Here is a 25228-nt window from a genome sequence, read left to right on the forward strand (position 1 = left end):
GCCCAGGGGGACTCGCCGGGGGGAGGTCCGGGCGGATTGCTCACCCGCGCGATTCTGCCTTACCGACCTGAAGGAAGGCCGCACGATTGCTCAACACGGCCAGCGTCCGGCGGGCCGCGGAGACCGCGTCGAGGTCGATGTCGCATACCAGTAGCTGCGGCGATGCACCGGCCGCCGCGATCACCTCGCCCCACGGTGAGACGACCACGCTGTGGCCCACTCCGGTCGGCGCCCCGGAGGGATCCTTCGGAGCGCCCGGGTCGGCTTGCCCTACCGCGACGACGTAGCTCGTCGAATCCAGCGCTCGGGCCCGAGCCAGCAGCTCCCACTGAGACAGCTTCCCCGGACCGGCGCCCCACGAGGCGCCGACCACGATCAGCTGCGCGCCACGGTCGGCCAGCTCGGTATACAGCGCCGGGAACCGGATGTCATAACAGGTGGACAACCCCACGCCGACTCCGTTGACATCGATCACCACCGGCTCGGATCCCGGTGCCACCGTGCGTGATTCAGTGAACCCGAAGGCGTCGTAGAGGTGGACCTTGTGGTAGTGCGTGTCGGTTCCGGGGCCGACCGCCAACAACGTGTTGGTGACGCGTCCATCCTCGGCCGGAGTGAACATCCCGGCCACCACGGTGATCTGAGCCCGCGCGGCCATTTCTCGCACCTGCGTGGCCCACGGCCCATCGAGCGGTTCGGCAACCGGGCCCAGCGGCACCCCGAACCGGCACATCGCTGCCTCCGGGAACACCACCAGCGATGCTCCCTGATCGGCGGCCCGCTCGGTGTAGTCGGTCACCAGTTGAAGATTCGCGGCCGGGTCGGCGCCGCTGAGTATCTGCGCACAAGCAATCCGCATGGATCCAGCCTATGCCGTCGGTGTGGTGCCGCCCTGGCTCAGCCACGTGGAGGTGAACCGCTGCTCGGTGGTCATCAGCTCGGCCAACTGCCCGCCGATGAAACTCTCGATCTTGCCGCCCACCAGCGGGATGTCGACCTGCACGGTCGCGGTCAGCCGCAGCTCACAGCCGCCGGCCGCCGGCGCCAGGACGGCATCGCCGGACAGCTTCGCCGGTGCGCCGACGACCTTGCCGGTCACCTGGGCGCGTGCCCTCCCGTCGCGCACCGGATGCCAGGTCTCGTGCCGCGCGACATCCAGATTCCCGGGATGGAACTGGGCCGCCAGCGCGGGCAGCTTCTCCCGGTGAATGCCCTGCGTGGTGGCGACGTCGACGCCGCCGTCGGGGCCGACGGTCATCGAGACCAACGCCACCACGTCGGCTCCGGATTCGGCCAAGCGGGACCGCCAGTAGTGCTCGTCGGCGAAGACGGCATACACCTGCTCGACGGTTGCCGGGTAGAGCTCGGAGAGCGTGAATGTACGCGGCATACCTGGTCACGCTACCGTTACCGGCCGTGGCGGGTTCCAGGTTCGCGGGCGCGCGTGTCGCTGAGGCGGTGCCGCTGGCGCCCTTGACCACCCTGCGGGTGGGACCGATCGCCCGGCGGGTCATCACCTGCACCGACACCGCACAGATCGTGGCGACGCTGGGCGAACTCGACGCGGCCGGTGACCGCCCGTTGCTGCTGGCGGGGAGCTCCAATGTGCTGATCGCCGACGACCTCGAAGACCTGACCGCTGTCGTGCTGGCCAACGACGGCATCACCGTGGACGGCAATCTGCTGCGGGCTGAGGCCGGCGCCGTCTGGGATGACGTGGTGGCCCACGCTGTCGCAGCGAAGCTGGGCGGACTGGAGTGTTTGTCGGGCATTCCCGGCTCGGCCGGCGCCACGCCGGTGCAGAACGTCGGGGCCTACGGTGTCGAGGTCGCCGACCGCCTGACCCGGGTTCGGCTGCTGGATCGGCGCACCGGGGAGGTGCGCTGGACACCGGCCGACGAGTTGGCGCTCGGCTACCGCACCAGTGTGCTCAAGCACTCGGATGCGGCGGTGGTGCTGGAGGTCGAATTCGCACTGGATGCGGCCGGGCGCAGCGCGCCGCTGCGGTACGGCGAGTTGACTGCTGCGCTGCAGGCCGTCGAGGGCGAGTGCCGCGACCCGGCGGCGGTGCGCGCCGCGGTGCTCGCGCTGCGGGCGGCAAAGGGCATGGTGCTCGATGCGAATGACCACGACACCTGGAGCGTCGGTTCGTTTTTTACCAACCCTGTTGTGCCGCAAGATGTCTACCGCAGCATGGCCGATCGGGAGGACGGTTCGGTGCCGCATTGGGAAGCTCCCGATGGGGTGAAGCTGGCCGCCGGCTGGCTGGTGGAGCGGTCCGGCTTCGGCAAGGGCTACCCCGGGCCGGATGCGCCGGCGCGCCTGTCCACCAAACATGCCCTGGCACTGACCAACCGGGGTGGCGCCACTACCGCCGACATCGTGAGCCTGGCCCGCATCGTGCGGGACGGGGTGCGCGATGCGTTCGGCATCACCCTGCATCCCGAGCCGGTGCTCGTCGGCTGCGCGCTGTAAACCCGGCGCAATCTTCCCGCAGGTGGTCAGGCGACTGGGCCGGTATCTTGGAATGCCGTGACCCTGAACCGGCGGCGTGCCTTGGCGGCGCTGGCTGCCGGGGTGGTGGCGCCGTCCGCGCTGGCCGGGTGTTTCGGCCGGCCCGGGAAGAGCGCCGAGAACGCGCCACAGGCTGCGCCCGCTCTGACGTTCGAGCCCGCTCTGGAACACGGAGCGGTGGCCGACGTGCTGCCCACGGCCGCCGTCGGCGTCACGGTCCGTGACGGCTGGTTCCAGCGGGTGGCGCTGACCAGCCCCGCCGGAAAGGTGCTCACCGGAACCTTCAATCGGGAGCGCACCCGTTACACCGTCACCGAACCACTGGGCTACGACTCCGTCTACACCTGGAGCGGGTCGGTGGTGGGCCACGACGGCAACGCGGTGCCGGTCAGCGGCAGCATCACCACGGTCGCGCCCAGCACCGTCATCGACGGGGGCTTTCAGCTGGCCGATGGACAGACGGTGGGGGTCGCCGCGCCGGTGATCCTGCAGTTCGACGGACCGATCGCCGACAAGGCGGCCGTCGAGCGGGCCCTGACCGTCGTCACCGAGCCACCGGTGGAAGGCAGCTGGGCCTGGCTGCCCGACGAGGTGCAGGGAGCCCGGGTGCACTGGCGCAGCCGGGAATACTTCCCGGCCGGAACCAAGGTCAGCGTCAACGCCAAGCTGTACGGACTGGCGTTCGGCGACGGCGCCTACGGGGCCCAGGACATGTCCCTGGACTTCGCGATCGGCCGACGCCAGGTGGTGCGCGCCGAAGTCTCGTCGCACCGCATTCAGGTGGTCCGCGACGAGGGCGTGATCATGGACTTCCCCTGCAGCTACGGCCAGGCCGACAAAGCCCGCAACATCACCCGCAACGGCATCCACGTGGTCAGCGAGAAATACGCGGACTTCTACATGTCCAACCCGGCCGCCGGCTACAGCAACATCCATGAGCGCTGGGCGGTCCGGATCTCCAACAACGGGGAGTTCATCCACGCCAACCCCGCCAGCGCGGGCGCGCAGGGCAACACCAACGTCACCAACGGCTGCATCAACTTATCGACCGAGGACGCCGAGCAGTACTTCCACAGCGCGATCTACGGCGACCCGGTCGAGGTGACCGGCAGTTCGATCGAGCTGTCCTACGCCGACGGCGATATCTGGGACTGGGCGGTGGACTGGGACACCTGGGCCTCGATGTCGGCGTTGTCGAGTTCCGAACAGGCGCGAACCTCGCTGCCCAGCGTCGCGCCGGCCACCCCGACGGACGCGCCGACGTTGTCGGGCACGCCTACGACTACCACCAGTACGCCGACGACGACGTCCAGTACTGGGCCCGGCGGCTGACGCGTCAACCCTCCCGGTGGGCCCGGGTCGCCGATGCCTGGTCGCGGGGGCGGATGACGATCTGGTCGAGGTCGACGTGCGGCGGCCGCGAGGCCACGAACCCGATCACCTCGGCGATGTCGGCTGCGGTCAGCGGAGTCAGGCCGGAATAGACAGCGTCGGCGCGGTCACGGTCACCGTCGAAGCGCACCAGGGAGAACTCGGTGTCCACCATGCCGGGAGCGATTTCGGTGAGCCGCACCGGCTTTCCCAGCAGTTCGCCGCGCAAGGTGCGATGCAGTGCGCTCTGGGCGTGCTTGGCCGAGGTGTATCCGGCGCCGCCGTCATAGATTTCGAACGCCGCGATCGAGGTCACCGTGACCACCAGGCCATCGCCGGACGCCACGAGTTTCGGCATCAGCGCGCGCGTCACCTGCAGGGTGCCCAGCACGTTGGTCTCCCACATCCAGCGCCAGTGCTCGAGATCGGCCTGCTCCACCGACGCCAGCCCTCTGGCGCCGCCGGCGTTGTTGACCAGCACGTTTACTGAGCCGCCGACCCGGTCGCATGCCTCGGCCAGTGCCGCGACCGCCACCGGGTCAGTGACGTCCGTCACTATGGCGGTGCCGCCGATCTCGTCGGCCAGCGCCATGAGCCGGTCGGCGCGACGGGCCGCAGCGATCACATGAAAGCCTTGTGCGGCAAGGGTTCTCGCGGTCGCCTCGCCGATGCCTGAGCTGGCGCCGGTGACCACGGCAATGCGCTGATCGCGCGCAGGTGTCGTCATCGCGTCAACCTTAGTGATCGTGATAGATTCTCAGCTATGTCTCGCAGTGCCCGCTTTCTGACAGCGGTCTGTCTGGTCGCCCACGGCGCGTGTTGCCGCGCGTGTTCCTGCGCCTGACCTGCTGCGATTAGCGCTCCTTAGGAGAATCCGCCGGGTCGTAGGCGTAAACGGCTCTCATTCGGATTTTTCTCCAGACAAGGACATCGCGTGCGTACTACCTCTCTCACCGCTCACCTGGCCAGCCACCGCACCGGCCGCCTCCGTTCCCACCCGCGGGTAGTAGCCCCGGCCCTGCAGCTGGCCGACAGCGCCGGTGCCGAGGTCTTCGCCGCGGTTCGCCAGCACGGCCCCGTCGCGCGTGAAGCCATCGCGGGCGCCACCTCGCTGAGTGTGGCGACCGTCAACCGCCAGGTCAGTGCGCTTCTGGAAGCCGGACTGCTGCTGGAGCGCGCCGACCTGGCCACGTCCGGGGCGATCGGACGGCCGCGTCGGCCGGTGGTGGTCAACCACGAACCGTTCCTCACCCTGGGCCTGCACATCGGGGCCAAGACCACCAGCATCGTGGCCACCGATCTGCTCGGCCGCACGCTCGACGTCGTCGAAACTCCGACGCCGAACAACGGTGCGACGCCGGCGCTGGCGTCGCTGGCCGCCAGCGCCAGTCGGTATCTGACGCGCTGGCAGAAGCGCCGGCCGCTCTGGGTCGGCGTGGCGACCGGTGGCGCAGTGGACGGGGCCACCGGCCACGTCGACCACCCGCGGCTGGGCTGGACGGCGGCGCCGGTCGGGCCGGTGCTGGCCGAAGCGCTGGGCCTGCCCGTATCGGTGGCCTCCCACGTGGACGCGATGGCCGGGGCGGAACTTCTGTTCGGAGTGCGGCGGCCCACGGCGAACAGCACCACCAGCCTCTACGTCTACGCCCGCGAAACGGTCGGCTACGCCCTGGTGATCGGCGGCCGGGTGCACAGCCCGGCCAGTGGTCCCGGCACCATCGCCGGTCTGCCGGTCTACTCCGAACTGCTCGGGGGCACCGGAGATCTCGAGTCCACCGTCAGCGATGAGGCGGTGTTGACCGCGGCTCGTCGGCTGCGGCTCCTGCCGGAGGGCAAGGGCGCGGTGTCGGCGGCGGTGACCACTCTGGTGCGCGAGGCGCGCGGCGGCGACGAGCGAGCCGTGGCACTGCTGACCGAGCGGGCCCGCGCACTGGGCGAAGCGGTGGCGCTGCTGCGCGACGTACTCAACCCCGACGACCTGGTGGTCGGCGGCCAGGGTTTCACCGAGTACCCCGAGGGCATGGCCGAGGTGGAGCGGGCCTTCGCGCAGCGCTCGGTGTTGTCAGCGCGCAGCATCCGCGTCACCGCATTCGGCAACCGCGTCCAAGAAGCCGGCGCCGGCACCGTTTCCCTGGGCGGGCTCTACGCCGACCCGGTCGGGGCGATGCGGCGTTCCCGCGGGCCGGTCGCCCGCGTGGTCCCGGAAGTGTCCGCCTGACCGAACCTGTAAAGATGACGGGGTGGGCTATGGCGTCGGAGGGGTCGCAGGCAGCAGAGCCGATGTGCACCGGGTAGCGCTGCTGTCGGTACACACCTCGCCGCTGGCCCAGCCCGGCACCGGCGATGCCGGCGGAATGAACGTCTACGTCCTGCAGAGCGCACTGCATCTGGCCCGCCGCGGGGTGGCCGTGGAAGTGTTCACCCGCGCGACGTCGTCGATCGATCCGCCGGTACAACACGTCGCGCCAGGCGTGTTGGTGCGCAACGTGGTGGCCGGGCCGTTCGAAGGCCTGGACAAGAACGACCTGCCCACCCAGCTGTGCGCGTTCGCTGCCGGGGTGCTGCGCGCCGAGGCAGCCCACGAGCCCGGCTACTACGACGTCGTACATTCGCACTACTGGCTGTCGGGTCAGGTCGGCTGGCTGGCCGCGGACCGGTGGGCGGTGCCGCTGGTGCACACCGCGCACACCCTGGCCGGGGTGAAGAACGCCGCGCTGGCCGCCGGGGACGCCCCGGAACCGCCGCTGCGCACGGTCGGCGAGCAGCAGGTCGTCGATGCCGCGGACCGGCTGATCGTCAACACCGACGACGAAGCGCAGCAACTCGTCGCCCTGCATGCGGCGGACCCGCGCCGGATCGACGTGGCGCACCCGGGCGTCGACCTGGAGGTGTTTCGGCCCGGCGACAAGCTGGCGGCCCGGCAGACGCTGGGGTTGTCGGCAGGCGAACCGATCGTGGCGTTCGTCGGCCGCATCCAGCCGCTCAAGGCGCCCGACATCCTGCTGCGCGCGGCCGCGAAACTGCCCGGGGTACGGGTGGTGGTGGCCGGTGGTCCGTCGGGCAGCAGCGGTCTGGCCGAACCGGGCGGCCTGGTTCGGCTGGCGGCCGAACTGGGTATCAGTGACAGGGTGACGTTCCTGCCGCCGCAGTCCCGTGAGGATCTGGCGACGCTGTTCCACGCCGCCGACCTGGTGGCCGTGCCGAGCTACTCCGAATCGTTCGGTCTGGTGGCGCTGGAGGCGCAGGCCTGCGGGACGCCGGTGGTGGCCGCGGCCGTCGGCGGTTTGCCGGTGGCCGTGCGCGACGGGGTCACCGGGCGATTGGTCGACGGGCACGGGACCGACGCCTGGGCAACGGCTCTCGATGAGCTGTTGCGGTTGGGTTCGGGACCTCGCGGATGGGCGATGCGCCGGGCCGCGGTCAGCCACGCGGCGCAGTTCTCCTGGGAGCGCACCGTGGACGCCCAGTTGGCCAGTTATAGCCACGCCATAGCAGACTTCGCCGCGGCTCGGGGCGGGCGGATGCGGGTGCTCGGTTCCGCGCGGCGGCCTCGCCGCTGGCCGACGCGGCGCGGGGCGCGCGCGTGAACCGGGGCGACGTTCAGGAGCTCATCGAGCGCACGCTGCAGGCCGCCGAGCTCACCTACTCGCCGACGCCGGGCTCGCACGGCGGGCTGCCGGGGCTGGTCGTGGAGCTGCCCGGCGAGCGCAAACTCAAGACCAACACCATCCTCAGCATCGGCGAGCACTCGGTGCGTGTCGAGGCGTTCGTCTGCCGCCAACCCGACGAGAACCACGCCGGCGTCTACCGCCACCTGCTCAAGCGCAACCGCCGGCTGTACGGGGTGGCCTACACCCTCGACAACGTCGGCGACATCTACCTGGTCGGCCGGATCTCGCTGGCGTCGGTGACCGCTGAGGAGATCGACCGGGTGCTCGGGCAGGTGCTCGAAGCCGTCGACTTCGACTTCAACACGTTGCTGGAGTTGGGATTTGCCACTTCGATCCAGAAGGAATGGGAGTGGCGGGTGTCCACCGGGCAGTCGCTGAAGAACCTGCGGGCCTTTGAGCATTTGATCGACGGCGGCGGTGACTGAGACACTGGCGGCCATGTCTGACTCTGCCACCCTGGTGCTATTGCGCCACGGCGAAAGCGAATGGAACGCCAGCAACCAGTTCACCGGTTGGATGGACGTCAACCTGACCGACAAGGGCCGCACCGAGGCGATCCGCGCCGGCTCACTGCTGGTCGAGCACGGCCTGCTTCCGGACGTGGTCTACACCTCGCTGTTGCGCCGGGCCATCACCACCGCGAACCTGGCGCTGGACGCCGCCGACCGGCACTGGATCCCGGTGCACCGCACCTGGCGGCTCAATGAGCGCCACTACGGCGCGCTGCAGGGTCTGGACAAGGCCGCCACCAAGGCGCGCTACGGCGACGACCAGTTCATGACGTGGCGGCGCAGCTACGACACCCCGCCGCCGATGATCGAGGCCGGCAGCCGGTACAGCCAGGACACCGACCCCCGTTACGCCGACATCGGCGGTGGCCCGCTGACCGAGTGCCTGGCAGACGTGGTGGCGCGCTTCCTGCCGTATTACACCGACGTCGTCATCCCGGACCTGCGGTGCGGCAAGACAGTGCTGATCGCGGCGCACGGCAACTCGCTGCGGGCACTGGTGAAGTACCTCGACGGAATGTCGGACGAGGATGTCGTCGGGCTGAACATCCCGACCGGCATCCCGTTGCGGTACGACTTGGATGCCGACCTGCGCCCGAAGGTTGCCGGCGGGGTCTATCTGGACCCCGAGGCCGCGGCCGCCGGTGCTGCAGCGGTCGCCAGCCAGGGCGCCAAGTAGCGGTTTTGGGCCCGCCCAGTGTGAATGCCGGGTGGAGACCGGGTGAAATCTTCGCGTTGAATTCACATTCGGCGCACGTCACGGTCGAACGCTGGTCAGCTCACGGTGCCGGACTAAGTACGATTTTGCCGTGGCTGCGACCTCGGCGCTGACGCTTGCTGCGGCGTCGGCGATTCCTGCGCTGGCGGCAGGCGTGGCCGCCGGCGTGTGGCTGTCGCCGCGACTGGTCGAGCGACGCCGCAAGGCGGCGACCGAGCGATCCGGGATCACCGTTGCGGAGATGCTGCGGCAGATCGTGTCGCACGCCTCGCTGGGGATCGCGGTGGTGGATTCGCACCGCGACGTCGTCTACCTCAACGAGCGCGCCACCGAGCTGGGACTGGTGCACGGCCGGCTGCTCGACGACGAGGCCTGGGCGGCCGCGCAACGCGCCCTGGCCGGCGACGACGAAGTCGTCTTCGACTTGACGGTGGCCAAGCGGGCTCCCGGGGCCACCCGGTCGGATCTGTCGGCCGTGCGCGGCTACGCCCGGTTGCTGTCGGAAGAGGATCGCCGGTTCGCCGTGGTGATCGTTGACGACCAGTCCGAGCAGGCCCGTATGGAGGCCAGCCGGCGCGACTTCGTGGCCAACGTCAGCCATGAGCTGAAAACGCCGGTGGGAGCGATGGGGCTGCTCGCCGAGGCACTGCTGGCGTCGGCTGATGACCCCGAGGCGGTACGCCCGTTCGCCGAGCGGGTGTTGGTGGAGGCCAACCGGCTCGCCAGCATGATCGGTGAGCTGATCGAGCTGTCCCGGCTGCAGGGCGCCGACCCGCTGCCGGACCTGGGCGTCGTCGACGTCGACGCGGTGGTCAACGAGGCGATCTCGCGGCACAAGGTGGCTGCCGACAACGCCGAGATCACGATCACCACCGATGCGCCGAGCGGGCTACGCGTGCTCGGCGACGAACCACTACTGGTCACCGCCCTGGCCAACCTGGTGTCCAATGCGATCGCCTACTCACCGCACGGTTCCCCGGTGTCGATCAGCCGGCGTCGCCGCGAGGGGTTCGTCGAGATCGCCGTGACCGACCGCGGCATCGGTATTGCGCCCAAGGACCAGCAGCGGGTGTTCGAACGGTTCTTCCGCAGCGACAAGGCCCGCTCGCGGGCCACCGGGGGCACCGGTCTGGGATTGGCGATCGTCAAACACGTGGCGGCCAACCACAACGGCACCATCACGTTGTGGAGCCAGCCGGGCACCGGATCTACGTTTACCTTGGCGATTCCCGCATACCAAGGCAGTGTGGACCAGAAGAGGGACGAGCAGTGATGACACCCACTATCGATAATGCAGAGGGTAGCTACCGCGAAGGGCAGCGCTGATGACACATGTCTTGATCGTTGAGGACGAGGAATCGCTCGCCGACCCGTTGGCGTTTCTGCTGCGTAAGGAAGGTTTCGAGGCCACCGTGGTGGGCGACGGAACCGCCGCTTTGGCCGAATTCGACCGGGCCGGCGCCGACATCGTGCTGCTGGACCTGATGCTGCCGGGGATGTCGGGCACCGACGTCTGCAAACAGTTGCGCGCGCGTTCCAGCGTGCCGGTGATTATGGTCACTGCCCGCGACAGCGAGATCGACAAGGTCGTCGGCCTGGAATTGGGCGCCGACGACTACGTGACCAAGCCGTATTCGGCCCGCGAGTTGATCGCCCGCATCCGGGCGGTGTTGCGCCGCGGCGGTGACGATGAGGGTGGCGTCGGCGAGGGCGTGTTGGAGTCCGGCCCGGTGCGCATGGATGTCGAGCGGCATGTGGTGATGGTGAACGGCGAGCAGATTACCTTGCCGCTCAAGGAATTCGACCTGCTCGAGTACCTGATGCGCAACACCGGTCGTGTGCTGACCCGCGGTCAGTTGATCGACCGGGTCTGGGGTGCGGATTACGTCGGCGACACCAAAACGCTGGATGTCCACGTCAAAAGACTTCGGTCCAAAATCGAGGCCGACCCTGCCAATCCAGTGCACCTGGTTACCGTGCGTGGCCTCGGGTACAAGCTGGAGGGCTAAGCCCCTCGGGCCCTCCTGCGCCCTCCCGATAGCCCCTTGATGGGGTCTCCTAACTTGCTCGGCGGGGTCGTCGTCGCCGAAAATCACGGACTGGACGCCTGACTCCTTAAGGTAGCCTTAATCAAGGTTGCCTACGGAATCCTTGGGCCCCATCCAGAACCCTTCTTCGCCAGTAACACGGGAGACGCGATCGATGAGCGGGCCGGACAGCACAGTGCATACCCTGCGCACGTTGGTTGACCTGCTGACGCAGCGCGCGGCGAAGTACGGCGAAAATCTGGCGTTCACCTTCTCGCGTGACGGCGACGAGAACGAGACCAGTCAGGTGACCTACCGGGAGCTGGACCGGCGTGCCCGCCAGATCGCCGCTGACCTGCAGAGTCAGGGCGCAGTCGGTGAACGCGTGCTGGTGTTGTGCCCCCCGGGACTGGACTTCCTCGCCAGCTTCTTCGGCTGTCTGTACGCCGGAGCCATCGCGATCCCGGTGCATCCGCCCATGCGCGAACACCTGCTGCCGCGCGTCGAGTCGATCATCGCCGACGTCCAGCCCGGCTACGCCCTCACCACCAGCGAGATCGAACCCAAGATCAAGCCCGCGATCGATGGACTGCCCGGCGGGCAGGCGCTGCGCTGGACGATCACCGACAGCGACGACACCGGCAGCGAGGCGTCCTGGGTGCCGCCGCAGATCGACGGCGACAGCATCGCGATGCTGCAGTACACCTCCGGGTCGACCAGTGCGCCCAAGGGCGTCGTGCTGACCCACGGCAACCTGGTGCACAACCTGTTGACCATCGCCGAGGCCTGGGGAGCCAACCCCGACATGCCGCATGTGACCGGCGTGTTCTGGCTGCCGCCTTACCACGACATGGGTCTGATCGGCGGCCTGCTCGAAACGATCTACGTCGCGGGCCATTCGGTCCTGATGCCGCCGACGGCGTTCATCAAACGGCCGATGCGGTGGCTGGAGGCGATCTCGCGGCACCGCGCGATGATCACTGCGGCGCCGAACTTCGCCTTCGACCTGTGCGTCGAGCTGAGCACCCCCCAGGAGCGCGCCGCGCTCGACCTGTCCAACTGGACGGTGGCGCTGTGCGGTGCCGAACCGGTGCGCACCGCCACCCTGGACGGGTTCGCCGAACTGTTCGGGCCGTCCGGGTTCCGGGCCGAGTCGTTCTACCCGGTGTACGGGCTGGCTGAAGGCACGCTGCTGGTGTCGGGTGGTTCGGACCTGCCGGTGCCGATGGTGCAGCACATCGACCGGGTCGCCCTGGGCGACAACCGGGTCATCGACGTCGCCGCCGATGACCCCAACGTGGCGACCATGGTCGGCTGCGGCAAGCCACGCGGCGGCCAACGGGTGATCATCGTCGACCCCGAGACCCGTCTGCAGTGCGCCGCAGACCAAGTCGGCGAGATCTGGGTCGCCGGAGGCAGCGTTGCGCACGGCTACTGGGGAGCACCGGAACTGTCCGCGGAGACGTTCTCCGCGACGCTGGCCGACACTGGTGAGGGCCCGTTCCTGCGCACCGGCGACCTGGGATTCCTGCATTCCGGGGAATTGTTCGTCACCGGGCGCCGCAAAGATCTGATCATCATCCGCGGCACCAACCACTACCCCAACGACATCGAACTGACCGTTCAGAACACCAATCCGGCGCTGCTGCGCGGCCGCGGTGCGGTGTTCTCGATCGCTCCGGAACCGGGCGCGGCCGAGCAACTGGTCGTGGTCCAAGAAGTGGACCCCAGCCGACTGAGCGGGGAGCAGGCCGACGAGGCCATGCAGATCATCCGCACCGCGGTCACCGAGAATCACTCGGTTCGCACCCACGCCGTCGTGCTGGTCCAGCCGTTGCAGCTGCCCACCACCTCCAGTGGGAAGATCCAGCGCAGCGCGTGCAAGCAGCAGTACCTCGACGGCGAGCTGCCGGTGGTGGCGCAGTGGCCTGCTAAGACCCCCGAGTCCCCCGCGGCGCCGCAGCCGCAGGCCCCGGCCGAGGCGCCGGCCGAATCGGGCGCCCACGGCGCGGCCGAGATCAGTGCCTGGCTTATCGAGCGGTTGGCCCAAGACCTCGAGTTGCCGATCGCCGAGATCGACCCGGCCAAGCCGTTCGCGTTCTACGGCCTGGACTCCATCCACGCGGTCCGGCTCTCCAGCGCCCTCGAGCAGTGGCTGGGCTGCGAGCTGGCCCCCACCATCGCCTACGAATACCCCTCGATCGACATCCTGTCGGCGCACTTGGCCCGGGTGGCCGGGAAAACTCCGGCGGTCCCGGATGCTGCGGCTGCCGCCGAGCGCGCCGAACGGCCCGCCGCCGACGAGCCGATCGCGATCGTCGGTATCGGCTGCCGATTCCCGGGTGCTGACGGGCCGGAGGAATTCTGGCGGCTGCTGTCGGGCGGGGCGGACGCCACCAGCGACGTCCCGGCCGACCGCTGGGACGTCGACGCCTTCTACAACCCCGACCCCTCGGTCCCAGGGACTGCGGTCACCCGCCGCGGTGGCTTCCTGGGCCAGGTCGACCAATTCGACTTCCAGTTCTTCGGAATCTCGCCGCGCGAGTCGGCGCAGATGGACCCGCAGCAGCGGCTGCTGCTCGAGGTGGCGTGGGAGGCGCTGGAAGACGCCGGCCAGGTACCGGATGAGCTGGCCGGCAGCCGCACCGGTGTTTTCGTCGGCATCTCCACCAACGACTACGGCTTCCTGCGGCTGGGCCAGCCGCAGCTTGTCGATGCCTACACCGGCACCGGCAACGCGCTGAGCATCGCCGCCAACCGGTTGTCCTACACATTCGACTTCCACGGCCCGAGCATGTCGATCGACACCGCCTGTTCGTCCTCCCTGGTGGCAGTCGACCTGGCGTGCCGCAGTCTGCGCGACGGCGAGTGCTCCATGGCACTGGCCGCCGGGGTGAACGTGATCCTGTCGCCGGCGCTGGCGATCAACTTTTCCAAGGCCCGGGTGATGGCGCCCGATGGCCGCTGCAAGACGTTCGACGCCGACGCCGACGGCTATGTCCGCGGCGAGGGCGCCGGAGTGGTCGTGCTCAAGCCGCTGTCCCGGGCGCTGGAGGACAACGACCCGGTGTACGCGGTGATCCGCGGCAGTGCCACCAACTCCGACGGCCGGACCAACGGCTTGATCGCCCCCAGCGGCCGGGCGCAGGAGCACGTGGTCGCCGAGGCGTTCCGCCGGGCGGGCCTGCCGGCCGGCGCGGTCCAGTATGTCGAGGCGCACGGCACCGGCACATCGATCGGCGACGCCATCGAGGCCAACGCCTTGGGCACCGCGCTGGCCGAAGGCCGGCCGGAGGGCAGTCGCTGCCTGCTCGGCTCGGTCAAGACCAACATCGGCCACCTGGAGGCGGCCGCCGGTATCGCCGGCCTGATCAAGGTGGCGCTGTCGTTGCAGCACCGGGAGATCCCGGCCAGCCTGAACTACACCGAGCCCAATCCACACATCGGATTCGACCGCCTGCCGCTGGAGGTGGTCCAGAAGCTGACCCCGTGGCCGTCGGGCAGCCGGGCGATCGCCGGGGTCAGCTCGTTCGGGTTCGGCGGCACCAACGCCCACGTTGTGCTCACCGAGGCTCCGCAGGCCCGGAGCAGCTACCCCGACGACACCGCGGCACCGCGCGCCGAACTGTTGGCGCTGTCCGCACGGTCCCCGGAGGCGCTCACGGCGTTGGTCGGCGAGTACGAGATGGCGCTCTTCTCGGGCGGACTCATGGGCGGCGCCGCGCTGACCGACCTCTGCTACACCGCCGGTGCCCGCCGCAGCCACCACGACTACCGGCTCGCGGTGGTCGGTGACTCCCCGGCGGCGATGTTCGAGTCGCTGTCGGCGTACCGGCAGGGCGAATCGCGGCCCGGGTTGTCGGTGGGTCACTGTGCCCCGAGCCGACCCGGCCCGGGTGTGACATTCGTGTTCTCCGGCCAGGGCTCGCAGTGGCACGGCATGGCTCGACAACTGCAGGCCGACGAGCCGGTGTTCGCCGACGCCCTGGCCGCCTGCGACAACGCGCTGTTCCCGCATCTGGGGCACTCGATTCTCAAAGAGCTGGCGGCGCAGGACGGTCCAGAAGAGCGTTCCAAGCTCAAAGACATCGGCATCCTGCAACCGACGATCTTCGCGATTCAGGTGGCGCTGGCGGCGCTGTGGCGGTCCTGGGGCGTCGAGCCCGCCGCGGTGGTCGGCCACAGCCTCGGCGAGGCCGCGGCCGCCCATGTCGCGGGCGCGCTGAGCCTCGATGACGCCGCACGGGTGATCTGCGCCCGTGCCCGGATGCTGCGCGGCGTTCGTGGCCGCGGGGCGATGATGGTCACCGAGACCACCATGGCCGAGGCGCAGGAGCTCATCGCCGGCCACGAGCGTGAGGTGGCCGTCGCCGCGAGCAACAGCCACCGCTCGACGGTGCTCGCCGGTGAGCGCACGGTGCTCGAAGCGCTGATGACCAAACTGCAGCAGCGGGATCGGTTCTGCCGCTGGATCGATGTCGACGTCGCCTCGCACAGCCCGCAGATGGAAGCCCTGGGCGCTGGCCTGCGCGGCAGCCTGGTGAAGCTGAAGCCGACCGTCCCGACGGTGCCGATGTACTCGACGGTCACCGGGGAACTGGTTGGCTCCACGCTGCTGGACGCCGACTACTGGGTGGCGAACCTGTGCTCGCCGGTGCGGTTCTCGCCGGCACTGCGGCGGCTGCTTGAGACCGGGCACAACACCTTCGTCGAACTCAGCCCGCACCCCATCCTGCTCACCGGAGCCCGGGAGGACGCCGAGCATCTGCATCGAAGCGCCACCCTGCTGCCCTCGATGCGCCGCGACGACGACGGGCGTTCCACCATGCTCGGCTCGCTGGGCACCCTGTACACCCTGGGGCACCGGGTGGCCTGGGAGCGGATCTACCCGCCAGGCAGCCGCTGTGTTCCGGCCCCGACTTACCCCTGGCAGCGGGTGCACTCCTGGCTCAACGCCGGCTCCTTCGCGGCGCCGCGGCGTGGCGGCGCCGGCGGCAACGGTGGCGGCTGGCGCGGACCGATCCGGTCGGCCGCGCAGCCTGCCACGGTGCTGGCCGAAGTGGACATCACGGCCGTAACCGCGCTGTCGGCTGAGCAGCTGGGCGAGTTGGCGCTGACCGCGGCGGAGGTCGCATTCGGTCCCGGCACCCGCTCGGTCGCCGAGTTGACCCTGCGTGGCGGTCTGGACCAGGCGCGCACCGTGCAGTTCGCCCTGACCGGAGACGCGTTCGACTGCTATGGCAGCACTGGTGCGGACTGGACGCTGTTGGCCACCGGCACCCTTTCTGCCGACCAGTCGCAGGCGCCGACGGTCATCACCGCTCCGGTCGACCCGCGGGACCGTAGCTACCGGATGCGTTGGCAGCCGGCGTCTCTGCCCGTGGACGGTGAAGGCCGGCCTGCCGAGCCCGGCAGCTGGCTGATCCTGTCCGACGGTCCGGTCGCCGACACGCTGCGCGACCACCTCGAGGCGCAGTCGCAGTCCTGCGTGCTGGTGGAACCCGTCGTGGGGCTCCCCGAGATCGAGCGGGTGAGCGCCGATAGCTACCGGGTCGACCCGGCCCGGCCCGAGCACTTCGCCGAGCTGCTGCGCGCCGCGTTCGGCGGCGACCGGCCGCACTGCCGGGGCGTGGTGCACCTGTGGAACCTGCTGGCCGCGGCTGCGGCGGACACGACAGAAGAGTCGCTGGCGACGGCCACCGACCTCGGATCGCTGAGCGTGGTCCATCTGATCCAGGCGCTGACGCTGGCCGGCTGGCCGGAGTCGCCGCGGCTGTGGCTGGTGACGCGCGGGGCGCAGCCGGCCGGGTGGGAAGACGCTGAGTCCCGCCCGCTGTCCGTCGCACAGGCTCCGGTCTGGGGGCTGGGCCGTTCCATCGACCACGAGTACCCCGAGCTGCACGCCACCGGTGTCGACCTGTCCGTCGCCGGCGGCGGTGAAGAGCTGCGGGGCCTGTTCAGCGAGATCTGGTCGGACAGTTCCGAGACGGACGTGGCCCTGCGCGGTCAGCGCCGCTACGTCGCCCGGCTGGAGGCCTACCCGGCAGCGTCGGCTCCGGCGGCCGAGTTCGACCTGAGTGCGGACGCCACCTACCTGGTCACCGGCGGGCTCGGCGCGGTCGGCGGCAAGGTGGCCGGCTGGCTCGTCGAGCGCGGTGCTCGCCACCTGGTTCTGATGGGTCGCAGCGCGCCGTCGGCGACGGCGCAGGCGACGCTGGAGGCCCTGCGTGCCGCCGGCGCCGAGGTGACCGTCGCCCAGGGGGATGTCGCCAAGTCCGCCGACGTCGCCGCGGCACTTGCCAGCATCGGTGCATCGATGCCGCCGCTGCGCGGTGTGGTGCACGCAGCCGGCACCGTCGACGACGCGATTCTGGCGCGACTGGATGCGGCGAAGCTGCGTGCGGTGATGGCGCCTAAGGTCCAGGGCGCGTGGAACCTGCACCGCCTGACCGCGGATATGGAGCTGGACTTCTTCGTGCTGTTCTCCTCGGCGGCCTCGGTGCTGGGTTCGCCCGGTGCCGCCAACTACGGCGCCGCGAACGCCTTCCTGGACGCGCTGGCCCGGCATCGCCAGGCGGAAGGCCGGCCGGCGTTGAGCGTTAACTTCGGCCCGTGGGCCGGGTTGGGCATGTTCAGCAACTCGGAGCTGCACCGGCATTTCTCGCACTACGGCGTGGAAGGGCTGTCGGCGGAGAACTACTTCGCGGCGCTGGCGGCGCTGCTGGCCGATGGTGCGACCGAAGCGATGGTGCTCGACATCGACTGGTCGCGGTGGCGTCCGAGCGCACAGTCGCCGCTGCTGCGCGACCTGCAGGCCACGGTGGACAGCGACCAAGGTGCCGGCGCGTCCGGCGGTGGCGTGGCCGGGGGCCTGTTCGATGCGGTTCAGGCCGCCGACGCGCAGGAGCGCCAGCGGCTGCTGGAGACCTACCTGCGTGACCTGGTCGCCGGGAAGCTGGGCCTGGCTCCGGCCAGCCTGGACATCCACGCGCCGCTGAACAGCCTCGGGGTGGATTCGCTGATCACCCTGGAACTTCGCATCCAGGTCGAGCGCGAGCTCGGTATCGTGGTTCCCGTTGCCCGGCTGTTGGACGGGCCCAGCGTGGTGAGCCTGTCCAGCTGGCTCGGTGAGCAGTTGGCCTCCGGACCGGACCAGGCGGTGGCTGACCAAGGAGCCGCAGCGTCGGAGCTTGCCCCGGAAGCCGGGGGAGCAGCCGCGCCCCAGGAAATGGAGTTGCTGGCGCAGGTCACCGAACTCTCCGATGAAGCGGTGGATGCCTTGCTGGCGAAGATGATGGCCGACGATGGGGGCAGCGCGTGACGGAGCGTCCGGACGTGCCCACCGACATCTCCAGCCTGTCGCCGGAGAAAAAGCGTGAGTTGCTTGCCCAGTTGCTGATGGCCAAGGCGCAGGACGCGGCAGCTGAGCATGAGCTGTCCTACGGGCAGCGCTCGATGTGGTTCATGCACCGGCTCGCGCCCGACAGCGCGGCCTACACCGTCGCCTACGCCGGACGCATCGACGGCGGCCTGGATGTGCCGGCCCTGGAGCGGGCCGCGCAGGCGTTGGTGGCCCGGCACCCGATGCTGCGGACCACCTACACCGAACGGGACGGCCAGCCCGTCGCCCTGGTCCACGCACAGTGGCCACTGCGGATCGCCACGCATCGCATCGGTGCGGACGCGGCCGAACTCGACCGGTGGGTCCAGGCGGAGATCGACCGGCCCTTCGATCTGCGCACCGGCCCGGTGCTGCGGCTGACTCTCCTGCAGCGGCCGGACGACCACGTGCTGCTGCTGACGGTGCACCACATCGCGGTCGACTTCTGGTCCATCGACATCATCCTCGATGAACTGCGTGCGCTCTACGCCGCCGAACACGGAGCCACCCCTCCAGAAGAGACCGCAGACCGCTACGTCGACTACGCCGCTCAGCAGTCCCGGATGCTGGCCGGGCCCGAGGGCGAGCGGCTTTGGGAGTACTGGCATGAGACGCTGGGCGGCGAACTGCCGACCCTGGCCCTGCCCACCGATCGCCCGCGGCCCGCGATCCAGACCTACGACGGTGCGCTGCACCGGTTCAGCGTCGACGCCCAGGTCACCGCCGGGCTCAAGCAGGTGGCGCGGACCGTCGGAGCGACGCCTTACATGACCCTGCTGGCGGCCTATGCGGTGCTTTTGCACCGCTACAGCGGGCAGGACGACCTCATCATCGGTTCGCCGTTCGCCTGCCGCGACCGGGCCGGGCTGATGGGCATGGTCGGCTACGTCACCAACCCGCTGCCGCTGCGTGTCGACGTCAGTGACGACCCGAGCTTTGCTGCGTTGCTGGGGCAGGTCAAAGACACCGTGCTGGGCGCGATCGGCCACCAGGAGTACCCGCTGCCGCTGCTCGTCGAGCGGCTGCGGCCGGTGCGTGACGCCGGGCGCACCCCGCTGTTCCAGGTGTCGTTCGCCTGGCAGCAGGTCCGGCTGTTCGAAGACAACGTGTCGGGTGGGGACGGCGTCCTGCATCTGGAAACCCTCTACATCGGCCAGGGCGGCTCACCCTTCGACATCACCATGCAGGTCGGCGAGCAGGGCCCCGACGACGCTCGGGAACTTCAGCTTGCCCTGCAGTACAACACCGACCTGTTCGACGCCGCGACCATGCAGGCCCTAGCGCAGCACTTCACGCTGCTGCTGACCGAGCTGGCCCAGCCCGGGGCGGCGCAGCTCCCGGTCTCGCAGCTGAGGTTGCTCACCGACGCCGAGCGCGCCGCGCTGGCAGCCTGGAACGACACCGCGGTCGACTACTCGTCCGCTCCGGCCACCCTGCACGAGATGGTCGCCGCAAGCGCCGCGCGCACCCCGGAGGCCGTCGCGGTCAGCTACGACGGCCGCGATATCAGCTATGGCGAACTGGACCGGCGGGCCAACGGGCTGGCACACCGGTTGCGCCAGTTCGGTGTTGGCGCCGGCCCGGGTCCCGCTGTGGTTCCGGTGCTGCTCGAGCGCTCCGAGGACCTGGTGATCGCGCTGCTCGGCGTGCTCAAGGCCGGTGGGGTATTCCTGCCGCTGGACCCCGCGCAGCCCACCGGCCGGATGGAAGCGATGCTCGCCGACGTCCCCGATGCCCCGGTATGCGTCACGCACCGTGAGCATTTGCCGCATGTGCCAACGGGTTTCACCGGTGCCCGGCTGTGCCTGGATCAGCCGTCTACGGCGCCCGCCGAGGAAATGTCGGCTCCCGAGACGGGCACGACGTCCGCAGACCTGGCCTACCTGATGTACACCTCGGGTTCCACCGGGGCGCCCAAGGGCGCGCTGAACAGCCACGCCGGCATTCGCAACCGGCTGCTGTGGATGCAGGACGCCTACCAGCTGACCGCCGAAGACCGGGTGCTGCACAAGACCCCGATCAACTTCGACCCGTTCGTCTGGGAGATCTTCTGGCCGTTGACAGTCGGCGCCCGGGTGGTGATCGCCAAACCCGAGGGCCACAAGGACGCCGCGTACCTGGCGCGCACCATCGTGGAACAGCACGTCACCACAATGCATTTCGTTCCGTCGATGCTGCGCCGGTTCCTCGCGGGACCCCAGGCGGCCTCCTGTACCGGCCTGCGCAAGGTGTTCTGCAGCGGCGAAGCGCTCACCGCGGACCTGCGCGACAGCTTCTTCGCCACGCTGCCCGCCGAGCTGTACAACCTGTACGGCCCGACCGAAGCCGCCATCGACGTCACCCATTTCCATTGTGTGCGTGGGGAAACCGATCCGATCATCCCGATCGGCCGGCCGATCGCCAATATCGCGATCCACTTGCTGGACGCGGTGGGCAACCCGGTTCCGATCGGAGTACCCGGCGAACTGCACATCGGCGGCGTGGGTGTCGGCCGTGGCTACCTGAACCGGCCCGAGGCCACCGCGGCCGCATTCGTGGAAGACCCGTTCAGCTCTGCGCCGGGTGCCTTGCTCTACCGCACCGGCGATCTGGCCCGCTACCGCCCAGACGGCACCATCGAGTATCTGGGCCGTCGCGACGACCAGGTGAAGATCAACGGCTTCCGGATCGAACTCGGTGAGGTGGAGGCCGCGCTGGCCAAACACCCCGGTATCGCCGAGAACGCCGTCGTGGCACGCAAAGACGCCTCCGGCCACACCCAGCTGATCGCCCATATCGTGCCGGTCGCCGCGGCTCCGGGCACGGCCGAGTTGCGCCGCTTCCTGCTGGACCTGGTGCCGGCGGCGATGGTTCCGGCGGTGTTTCGCGCAGGCGATCTGCTGCCGTTGTCGGCCAGCGGCAAGGTGGATCGCCGGGCGCTGCTGGCCCTCGACAAGGACCTGGACGCCGCGCCTACGGTGTTCGTCGCGCCCCGCGACGCCACCGAAGAGGCACTGGCCCAGATCTGGCGCGAGGTGCTCGATGTGGAGCGAGTCGGCGTGACCGATGACTTCTTCGCTCTTGGCGGCGCCTCCACCCAGGCGCTCGAAGTCGCAGTGCGCGTGGGGGAGCTCGGCCTGGAACTGCGGCCGGAGTCCCTGTTCGTCTACGGCACCATCGCTGAGCTGGCCGCCGAGTTCGGCCCGATCGGCGGGGCCGAGGCCGAGCAGGCAGGCGGGCCGCCCGCGCCACAGCCCGAACCCGTGGTGGTCGCGCCCCAGCCTGCTGCAGCGCCCAAGCCGGCCGCGGCACCGGCGATCAAACCCGTGCAGAACGGTCCGGCGCGCAACGTCGTGATCGAGAGCCTCGGCGTGTACCTGCCGCCGCGGGCGGTCTCCACCGAACAGGTCCTGGCCGACTGCGTCAACGAGGTGAAGATCCCGCTGGAGCGACTCACCGGCATCAAGAACCGGCGGATGGCCGGCCAAGACGAGTTCTCGATCGACTTGGGCCGCAAGGCGATCGCCGACTGTTTGTCGCGGTCGAGCTACGCCCCCGAAGAGATCGACCTGGTGATCGCGTGCAACATCTCGCGCTGCGACGGCCCGGAGCACATGTTCACCTTCGAGCCGAGCACCGCGTCGCAGTTCCGTGACCAGCTGGGGCTGACCAACGCCGTCTGCTTCGACATCAACAATGCCTGCGCGGGCATGTTCACCGGCGTGAGCGTGGCCCAGGACTTCCTCAAAACCGGCCTGGTGCGCAACGCGTTGGTGGTCAGTGGCGAATACATCAGCCACATCACCGAAACCGCGCAGCAGGAGATCGAAAGTGCGATGGACCCGCGGCTGGCCTGCCTGACCGTCGGCGACGCCGGCGCGGCCGCGGTGCTCGAACTCGGGCCCAACGACCGGGTCGGTTTCCACGATCTGGATCTGGCCACGTTCAGCGAATTCGCCAAGCTGTGCATCGCCAAGGCCACCGAAGGTCCGCACGGCGGCGCCATCATGGTCACCGACTCGGTCACCCAGACCGCGATCGCGGTAAAGCACTCGGTGCCGTATGTGGCGGCGGTCATGCAGCGGCACGGCTGGCGTCCCGAGACGGCTGATCAGTTGCTCATGCATCAGACCTCCGAGGCGTCGATCAACGACGCCATCCTGACCATCAACCGGGTCTTCGGTGCCGGGGCCGCAAGCCGGGCCAACACCATCTGCAACCTCGCAGAGCGCGGGAACACCGCTACCACGACGCATTTTGTTGCGCTGTATGACTACATCAACGCTGGGCGTATCAACTCCGGTGACAACGTCGTACTGTCCATCACCGGCTCCGGGCAGACCATCGGAACCGGCCTCTACACATTCGACGACCTGCCCGACCGGATGCGGCGGGCCGGCAACGCCCGCTCCGGCAGCGGCACGCGCGGCGGCCGCTCCGGCGGCGGTCGCCGGGAACTCCCGGCGACGCCGCGCGTGCGCATCGAGGGCATCGGCATCGCTCCAGAGGGGCAGACGCCGCCCAGCTCGATCCAGTTCGCCGTCGACGCCGCTACCGCCTGCCTGGCCGACAGCGGTGTCGACCGCACCGACGTCGGCCTGGTGATCCACGCCGGCATCTACCGCGACGACTTCCTGTCCGAGCCGGCCGTCGCGACCCTGGTCGCCGGGGAGGTCGGAATCAACGCCGAGCCGGAGTCCGCGGACGCCCCCAAGACCTTCGCGTTCGACGTCCTCAACGGCGCGGTCGGTTTCCTCAACGGCTGCCATGTGGCGGCCGGCATGATCGGTGCCGGGCGGACCGGACATGCCATGGTGCTGGCCTCCGAAGTGGAGAACAACACGGCGGAGAGCGGGTACCCGCGCAACGGTATCGCCGAGACGGGGTCGGCACTCATGCTGAGCCCCAGCCACGGACCAGAAGGCTTCGGCCGGTTCGTCTTCGGCCACCACCCGGAGTATCGGGGCGCACTGGCTACCTACACCCAGGAGCGCGACGGCCGGATGTGGCTGCGGATCGACCGCGACCCGAACCTGGCCGCGATCTACGTCAGCTGCCTGCCCTCGTCGGTCAAGGAGTTGCTGACGCTGGAGGGTCTGGCGCCCCAGGACATCGCGCTGGTGTTCGGCCCGTACCTGCCCGGTGCGGCCCTCGATGAGCTGGCCGCGCACATCGATGTGGAACGGTCGCGGTTCGTCGACCTCGAAGCGCAGGGCCAGACCAGTGACCCGTTCACCTCGACGTTGCCCTACCAGATCGCCGACGCTCGCCGGCGCGGCCTGGTCAAGCCGGGCGACGTCGCGTTGATCATGGCGGTCGGCTCGGGCGTCGAGGTCGGCTGCACCACCTACCGGTTCTGATCGGCATGCGCGCATTCGTCACCGGGGGAACCGGATTCGTCGGCTCGAACCTGGTCGCCGCGCTGCTGAAGCGTGGCATGCAGGTGCGGGTGCTGCGCCGCGCGACCTCGCCGATGGCCGCGCTGGAGGGTATGGACTGCGAAACTCGCATCGGCGACGTCAACGATGGTGTGGACGCACTCACCGAGGCGATGGCCGACTGCGACTGGGTGTTTCACACCGCGGCGATCTCGGACTACTGGCGTTACCGGACGCAGACCAGGCTCTACCGTACCAACGTCGACGGCACTCGCGACATGGCCGCCGCCGCACAGCGTGCCGGGATCCAGCGTTTCGTCTATACCAGTTCTCTTGCCGCCCTGGGTGTTCCGGAGCGCGGTCATAAGCTGGTCGAGACCGACGAATTCAACATCCGCCCGAGGCAGTTCCCCTACGCGCACAGCAAGCACCTGGCCGAGGCTGAGCTGCGCAAGGCCGCCGCGGCCGGCCTGCCGGTGGTGATCGTCAACCCGTCGGCGGTCATCGGCCCCCGTGACGTCAACCGCATCGCCAGCGCGATGCTGGTCGAAGCGAAACACGGCCGGTTGTGGTTCGCTGCTCCCGGCGGCACCAACTTCGTCTCGGTCGATGACGTGGTGGCGGGACATATCGCCGCCGCCGAACGGGGCCGGATCGGGGAGCGCTACATCCTGGGCGGTGAAAACCTGTTGCTCCGTGAGGCATTCGCAGTCGCCAACGGACTCTTCGGTCGGCGCCCACCCTCGGTCATGTTGCCGCGCTGGTTCATTCCGGTGGCCGCAGCAGGGGTCAGCGTCGCGCGTGCCGTCGTGGGACCGCGGCTGCCGATCGACGCTCGCCAGATGCGGCTGTCGACGGCGGAGATCTTCGCCGACGCCAGTAAATCACGCTTGGAGTTGGGCGTGCCGTTCACGCCATTCGCGACCGCGCTGCGTGCTGGCTACGAGTGGTACCGCGACAACGGCTACCTGGATTAGCCCAGTCGCCACGGGCATCTAGTCCTCGTCGTCATCCTCGCCGCTGGAGTCCTTGTCGCTCAACAGTTTTTCTGGGTGGTGGTAGTGGTTGGTGCGGGGTTGACCGTGGTCTAGATGCGGTGGGGGCAGGGTTTGGGTGGTGCCGTCGTGGCGTTTGCGGGTTTTCCAGCCGCCGGTGGTGATGAGTTGGTGGTGGGGGCCGCAGCGCAGGGTGAGGTCGGTGATGCCGGTGCGTCTGGTTTTGGCGTAGTCGTTGTCGTGATGCACTTCGCAGTGGTAGCCGGATATGGGGCAGTTGGGGTGCGAGCATCCGCGTTCTTTGGCGTAGAGCACGATGCGTTGGGCGGGGTTGGCGAGGCGTTTGGTGTGGAACAGGGCGAGTTCTTGGGCGCCTTGGTAGATGCGTAGATAGTGGTGGGCGTGAGAAGCCATCGACACCACGTCACGGATGGGTAGCCAGGTGCCCCCGCCGGTGTGGGCTTTGCCGGTGCCGTTTTCCAGGTCGGCCAGGGTGACCGAGACGATGATGGTGGCCGGTAAGCCGTTGTGCTGTCCCAGTTCCCCGGAGGCCAGGAGGGCGCGGCCCATGGCGGTCAGGGCGTCGTGGTTGCGTTGCGCGGCACTGCGGGTGTCGGTGTCGATCTGGGTTTGGGAGGGGGTGCCGCCGGTACAGGGGGTTTCGTCGTGGGGGTTGCACATGCCG

15 protein-coding genes are annotated in these 25228 nt (G+C 69.3%); 11 read left to right on the forward strand and 4 right to left on the reverse strand.

Features of this window, described 5'->3' with window-relative positions; genetic code table 11:
- Positions 1-40: 40 nt before the first annotated feature.
- The gene (locus tag EJK91_RS18730; protein ID WP_125079664.1) at positions 41-859 is read right to left on the reverse strand and encodes a carbon-nitrogen hydrolase family protein; all 819 of its coding nucleotides are present in this window, start codon (positions 857-859) and stop codon (positions 41-43) included.
- A gap of 9 nt (positions 860-868) precedes the next feature.
- Positions 869-1390 carry a DUF2505 domain-containing protein gene (locus EJK91_RS18735; RefSeq protein ID WP_024443439.1) on the reverse strand — a complete coding sequence of 174 codons (522 nt, stop codon included), beginning with the start codon at positions 1388-1390 and terminating at the stop codon, positions 869-871.
- Between EJK91_RS18735 and EJK91_RS18740 the strand changes: the two genes are divergently transcribed.
- Together EJK91_RS18740 and EJK91_RS18745 are read left to right on the forward strand one after the other, a co-directional pair.
- A complete protein-coding gene (locus EJK91_RS18740) occupies positions 1378-2475 on the forward strand; it encodes a UDP-N-acetylmuramate dehydrogenase (RefSeq protein WP_125079665.1) in 1098 nt (365 codons plus the stop codon). The two genes, EJK91_RS18735 and EJK91_RS18740, sit on opposite strands and share 13 nt — an antisense overlap.
- Positions 2476-2532: 57 nt before the next feature.
- Positions 2533-3846, forward strand: a complete 1314-nt coding sequence (locus EJK91_RS18745) for a L,D-transpeptidase (protein ID WP_024443441.1) — start codon at positions 2533-2535, stop codon at positions 3844-3846.
- Between the two features lie 4 nt (positions 3847-3850).
- Here the strand turns inward: EJK91_RS18745 and EJK91_RS18750 are convergent, their stop codons facing one another.
- Complete coding sequence (locus EJK91_RS18750; protein ID WP_024443442.1) at positions 3851-4612, reverse strand: SDR family NAD(P)-dependent oxidoreductase; 762 nt, start codon at positions 4610-4612, stop codon at positions 3851-3853.
- 207 nt (positions 4613-4819) lie between these two features.
- On the opposite strand from EJK91_RS18750, the gene EJK91_RS18755 reads away from it, so the two are divergent.
- From EJK91_RS18755 to EJK91_RS18795, 9 genes are all read left to right on the forward strand, one after another.
- On the forward strand, positions 4820-6103 hold the full coding sequence (locus EJK91_RS18755; RefSeq protein ID WP_125079666.1) for an ROK family protein: 1284 nt from the start codon (positions 4820-4822) through the stop codon (positions 6101-6103).
- A 22-nt stretch (positions 6104-6125) separates the two neighbouring features.
- Positions 6126-7472, forward strand: coding sequence for a D-inositol-3-phosphate glycosyltransferase (mshA, locus tag EJK91_RS18760; RefSeq protein WP_241178745.1), 1347 nt, complete (start codon positions 6126-6128; stop codon positions 7470-7472).
- Positions 7469-7981 carry a YbjN domain-containing protein gene (locus EJK91_RS18765; protein WP_024443445.1) on the forward strand — a complete coding sequence of 171 codons (513 nt, stop codon included), beginning with the start codon at positions 7469-7471 and terminating at the stop codon, positions 7979-7981. The genes mshA and EJK91_RS18765 overlap by 4 nt, the downstream gene beginning before the upstream one ends.
- 13 nt (positions 7982-7994) lie before the next feature.
- Entirely contained in the window at positions 7995-8744 is a 750-nt protein-coding gene (locus EJK91_RS18770; RefSeq protein WP_046300990.1) for a phosphoglyceromutase, read from the forward strand.
- 130 nt (positions 8745-8874) lie between these two features.
- Entirely contained in the window at positions 8875-10056 is a 1182-nt protein-coding gene (locus EJK91_RS18775) for a sensor histidine kinase (protein WP_125079667.1), read from the forward strand.
- A 52-nt stretch (positions 10057-10108) separates the two neighbouring features.
- Complete coding sequence (regX, locus tag EJK91_RS18780; protein ID WP_024443448.1) at positions 10109-10792, forward strand: two-component sensory transduction protein RegX; 684 nt, start codon at positions 10109-10111, stop codon at positions 10790-10792.
- 232 nt (positions 10793-11024) lie between these two features.
- The gene (locus EJK91_RS18785) at positions 11025-18131 is read left to right on the forward strand and encodes a type I polyketide synthase (protein ID WP_241178746.1); all 7107 of its coding nucleotides are present in this window, start codon (positions 11025-11027) and stop codon (positions 18129-18131) included.
- Positions 18128-23530, forward strand: a complete 5403-nt coding sequence (locus tag EJK91_RS18790; protein WP_125079669.1) for a non-ribosomal peptide synthetase — start codon at positions 18128-18130, stop codon at positions 23528-23530. Before EJK91_RS18785 ends, EJK91_RS18790 begins: the two co-directional genes overlap by 4 nt.
- Before the next feature lie 5 nt (positions 23531-23535).
- On the forward strand, positions 23536-24525 hold the full coding sequence (locus EJK91_RS18795; RefSeq protein ID WP_125079670.1) for an NAD-dependent epimerase/dehydratase family protein: 990 nt from the start codon (positions 23536-23538) through the stop codon (positions 24523-24525).
- Between the two features lie 18 nt (positions 24526-24543).
- Here EJK91_RS18795 and EJK91_RS18800 read toward each other — a convergent pair.
- Positions 24544-25228, reverse strand: a 685-nt coding sequence (locus EJK91_RS18800) for an HNH endonuclease signature motif containing protein (protein ID WP_164518021.1), incomplete at its 5' end; no start/stop codon positions are given.

This window comes from Mycobacterium sp. P7213, from assembly GCF_900604305.1.
In the GTDB taxonomy this organism is placed as follows: domain Bacteria; phylum Actinomycetota; class Actinomycetes; order Mycobacteriales; family Mycobacteriaceae; genus Mycobacterium.

What these genes read in the sequence shown, in the direction of transcription:
- EJK91_RS18730 (WP_125079664.1), bottom strand. Translation starts at nt 859, where the DNA reads ATGCGGATTGCTTGTGCGCAGATACTCAGCGGCGCCGACCCGGCCGCG.
- EJK91_RS18740 (WP_125079665.1), top strand. Translation starts at nt 1,378, where the DNA reads ATGTACGCGGCATACCTGGTCACGCTACCGTTACCGGCCGTGGCGGGT.
- EJK91_RS18735 (WP_024443439.1), bottom strand. Translation starts at nt 1,390, where the DNA reads ATGCCGCGTACATTCACGCTCTCCGAGCTCTACCCGGCAACCGTCGAG.
- EJK91_RS18750 (WP_024443442.1), bottom strand. Translation starts at nt 4,612, where the DNA reads ATGACGACACCTGCGCGCGATCAGCGCATTGCCGTGGTCACCGGCGCC.
- EJK91_RS18770 (WP_046300990.1), top strand. Translation starts at nt 7,995, where the DNA reads ATGTCTGACTCTGCCACCCTGGTGCTATTGCGCCACGGCGAAAGCGAA.
- regX (WP_024443448.1), top strand. Translation starts at nt 10,109, where the DNA reads ATGACACATGTCTTGATCGTTGAGGACGAGGAATCGCTCGCCGACCCG.
- EJK91_RS18795 (WP_125079670.1), top strand. Translation starts at nt 23,536, where the DNA reads ATGCGCGCATTCGTCACCGGGGGAACCGGATTCGTCGGCTCGAACCTG.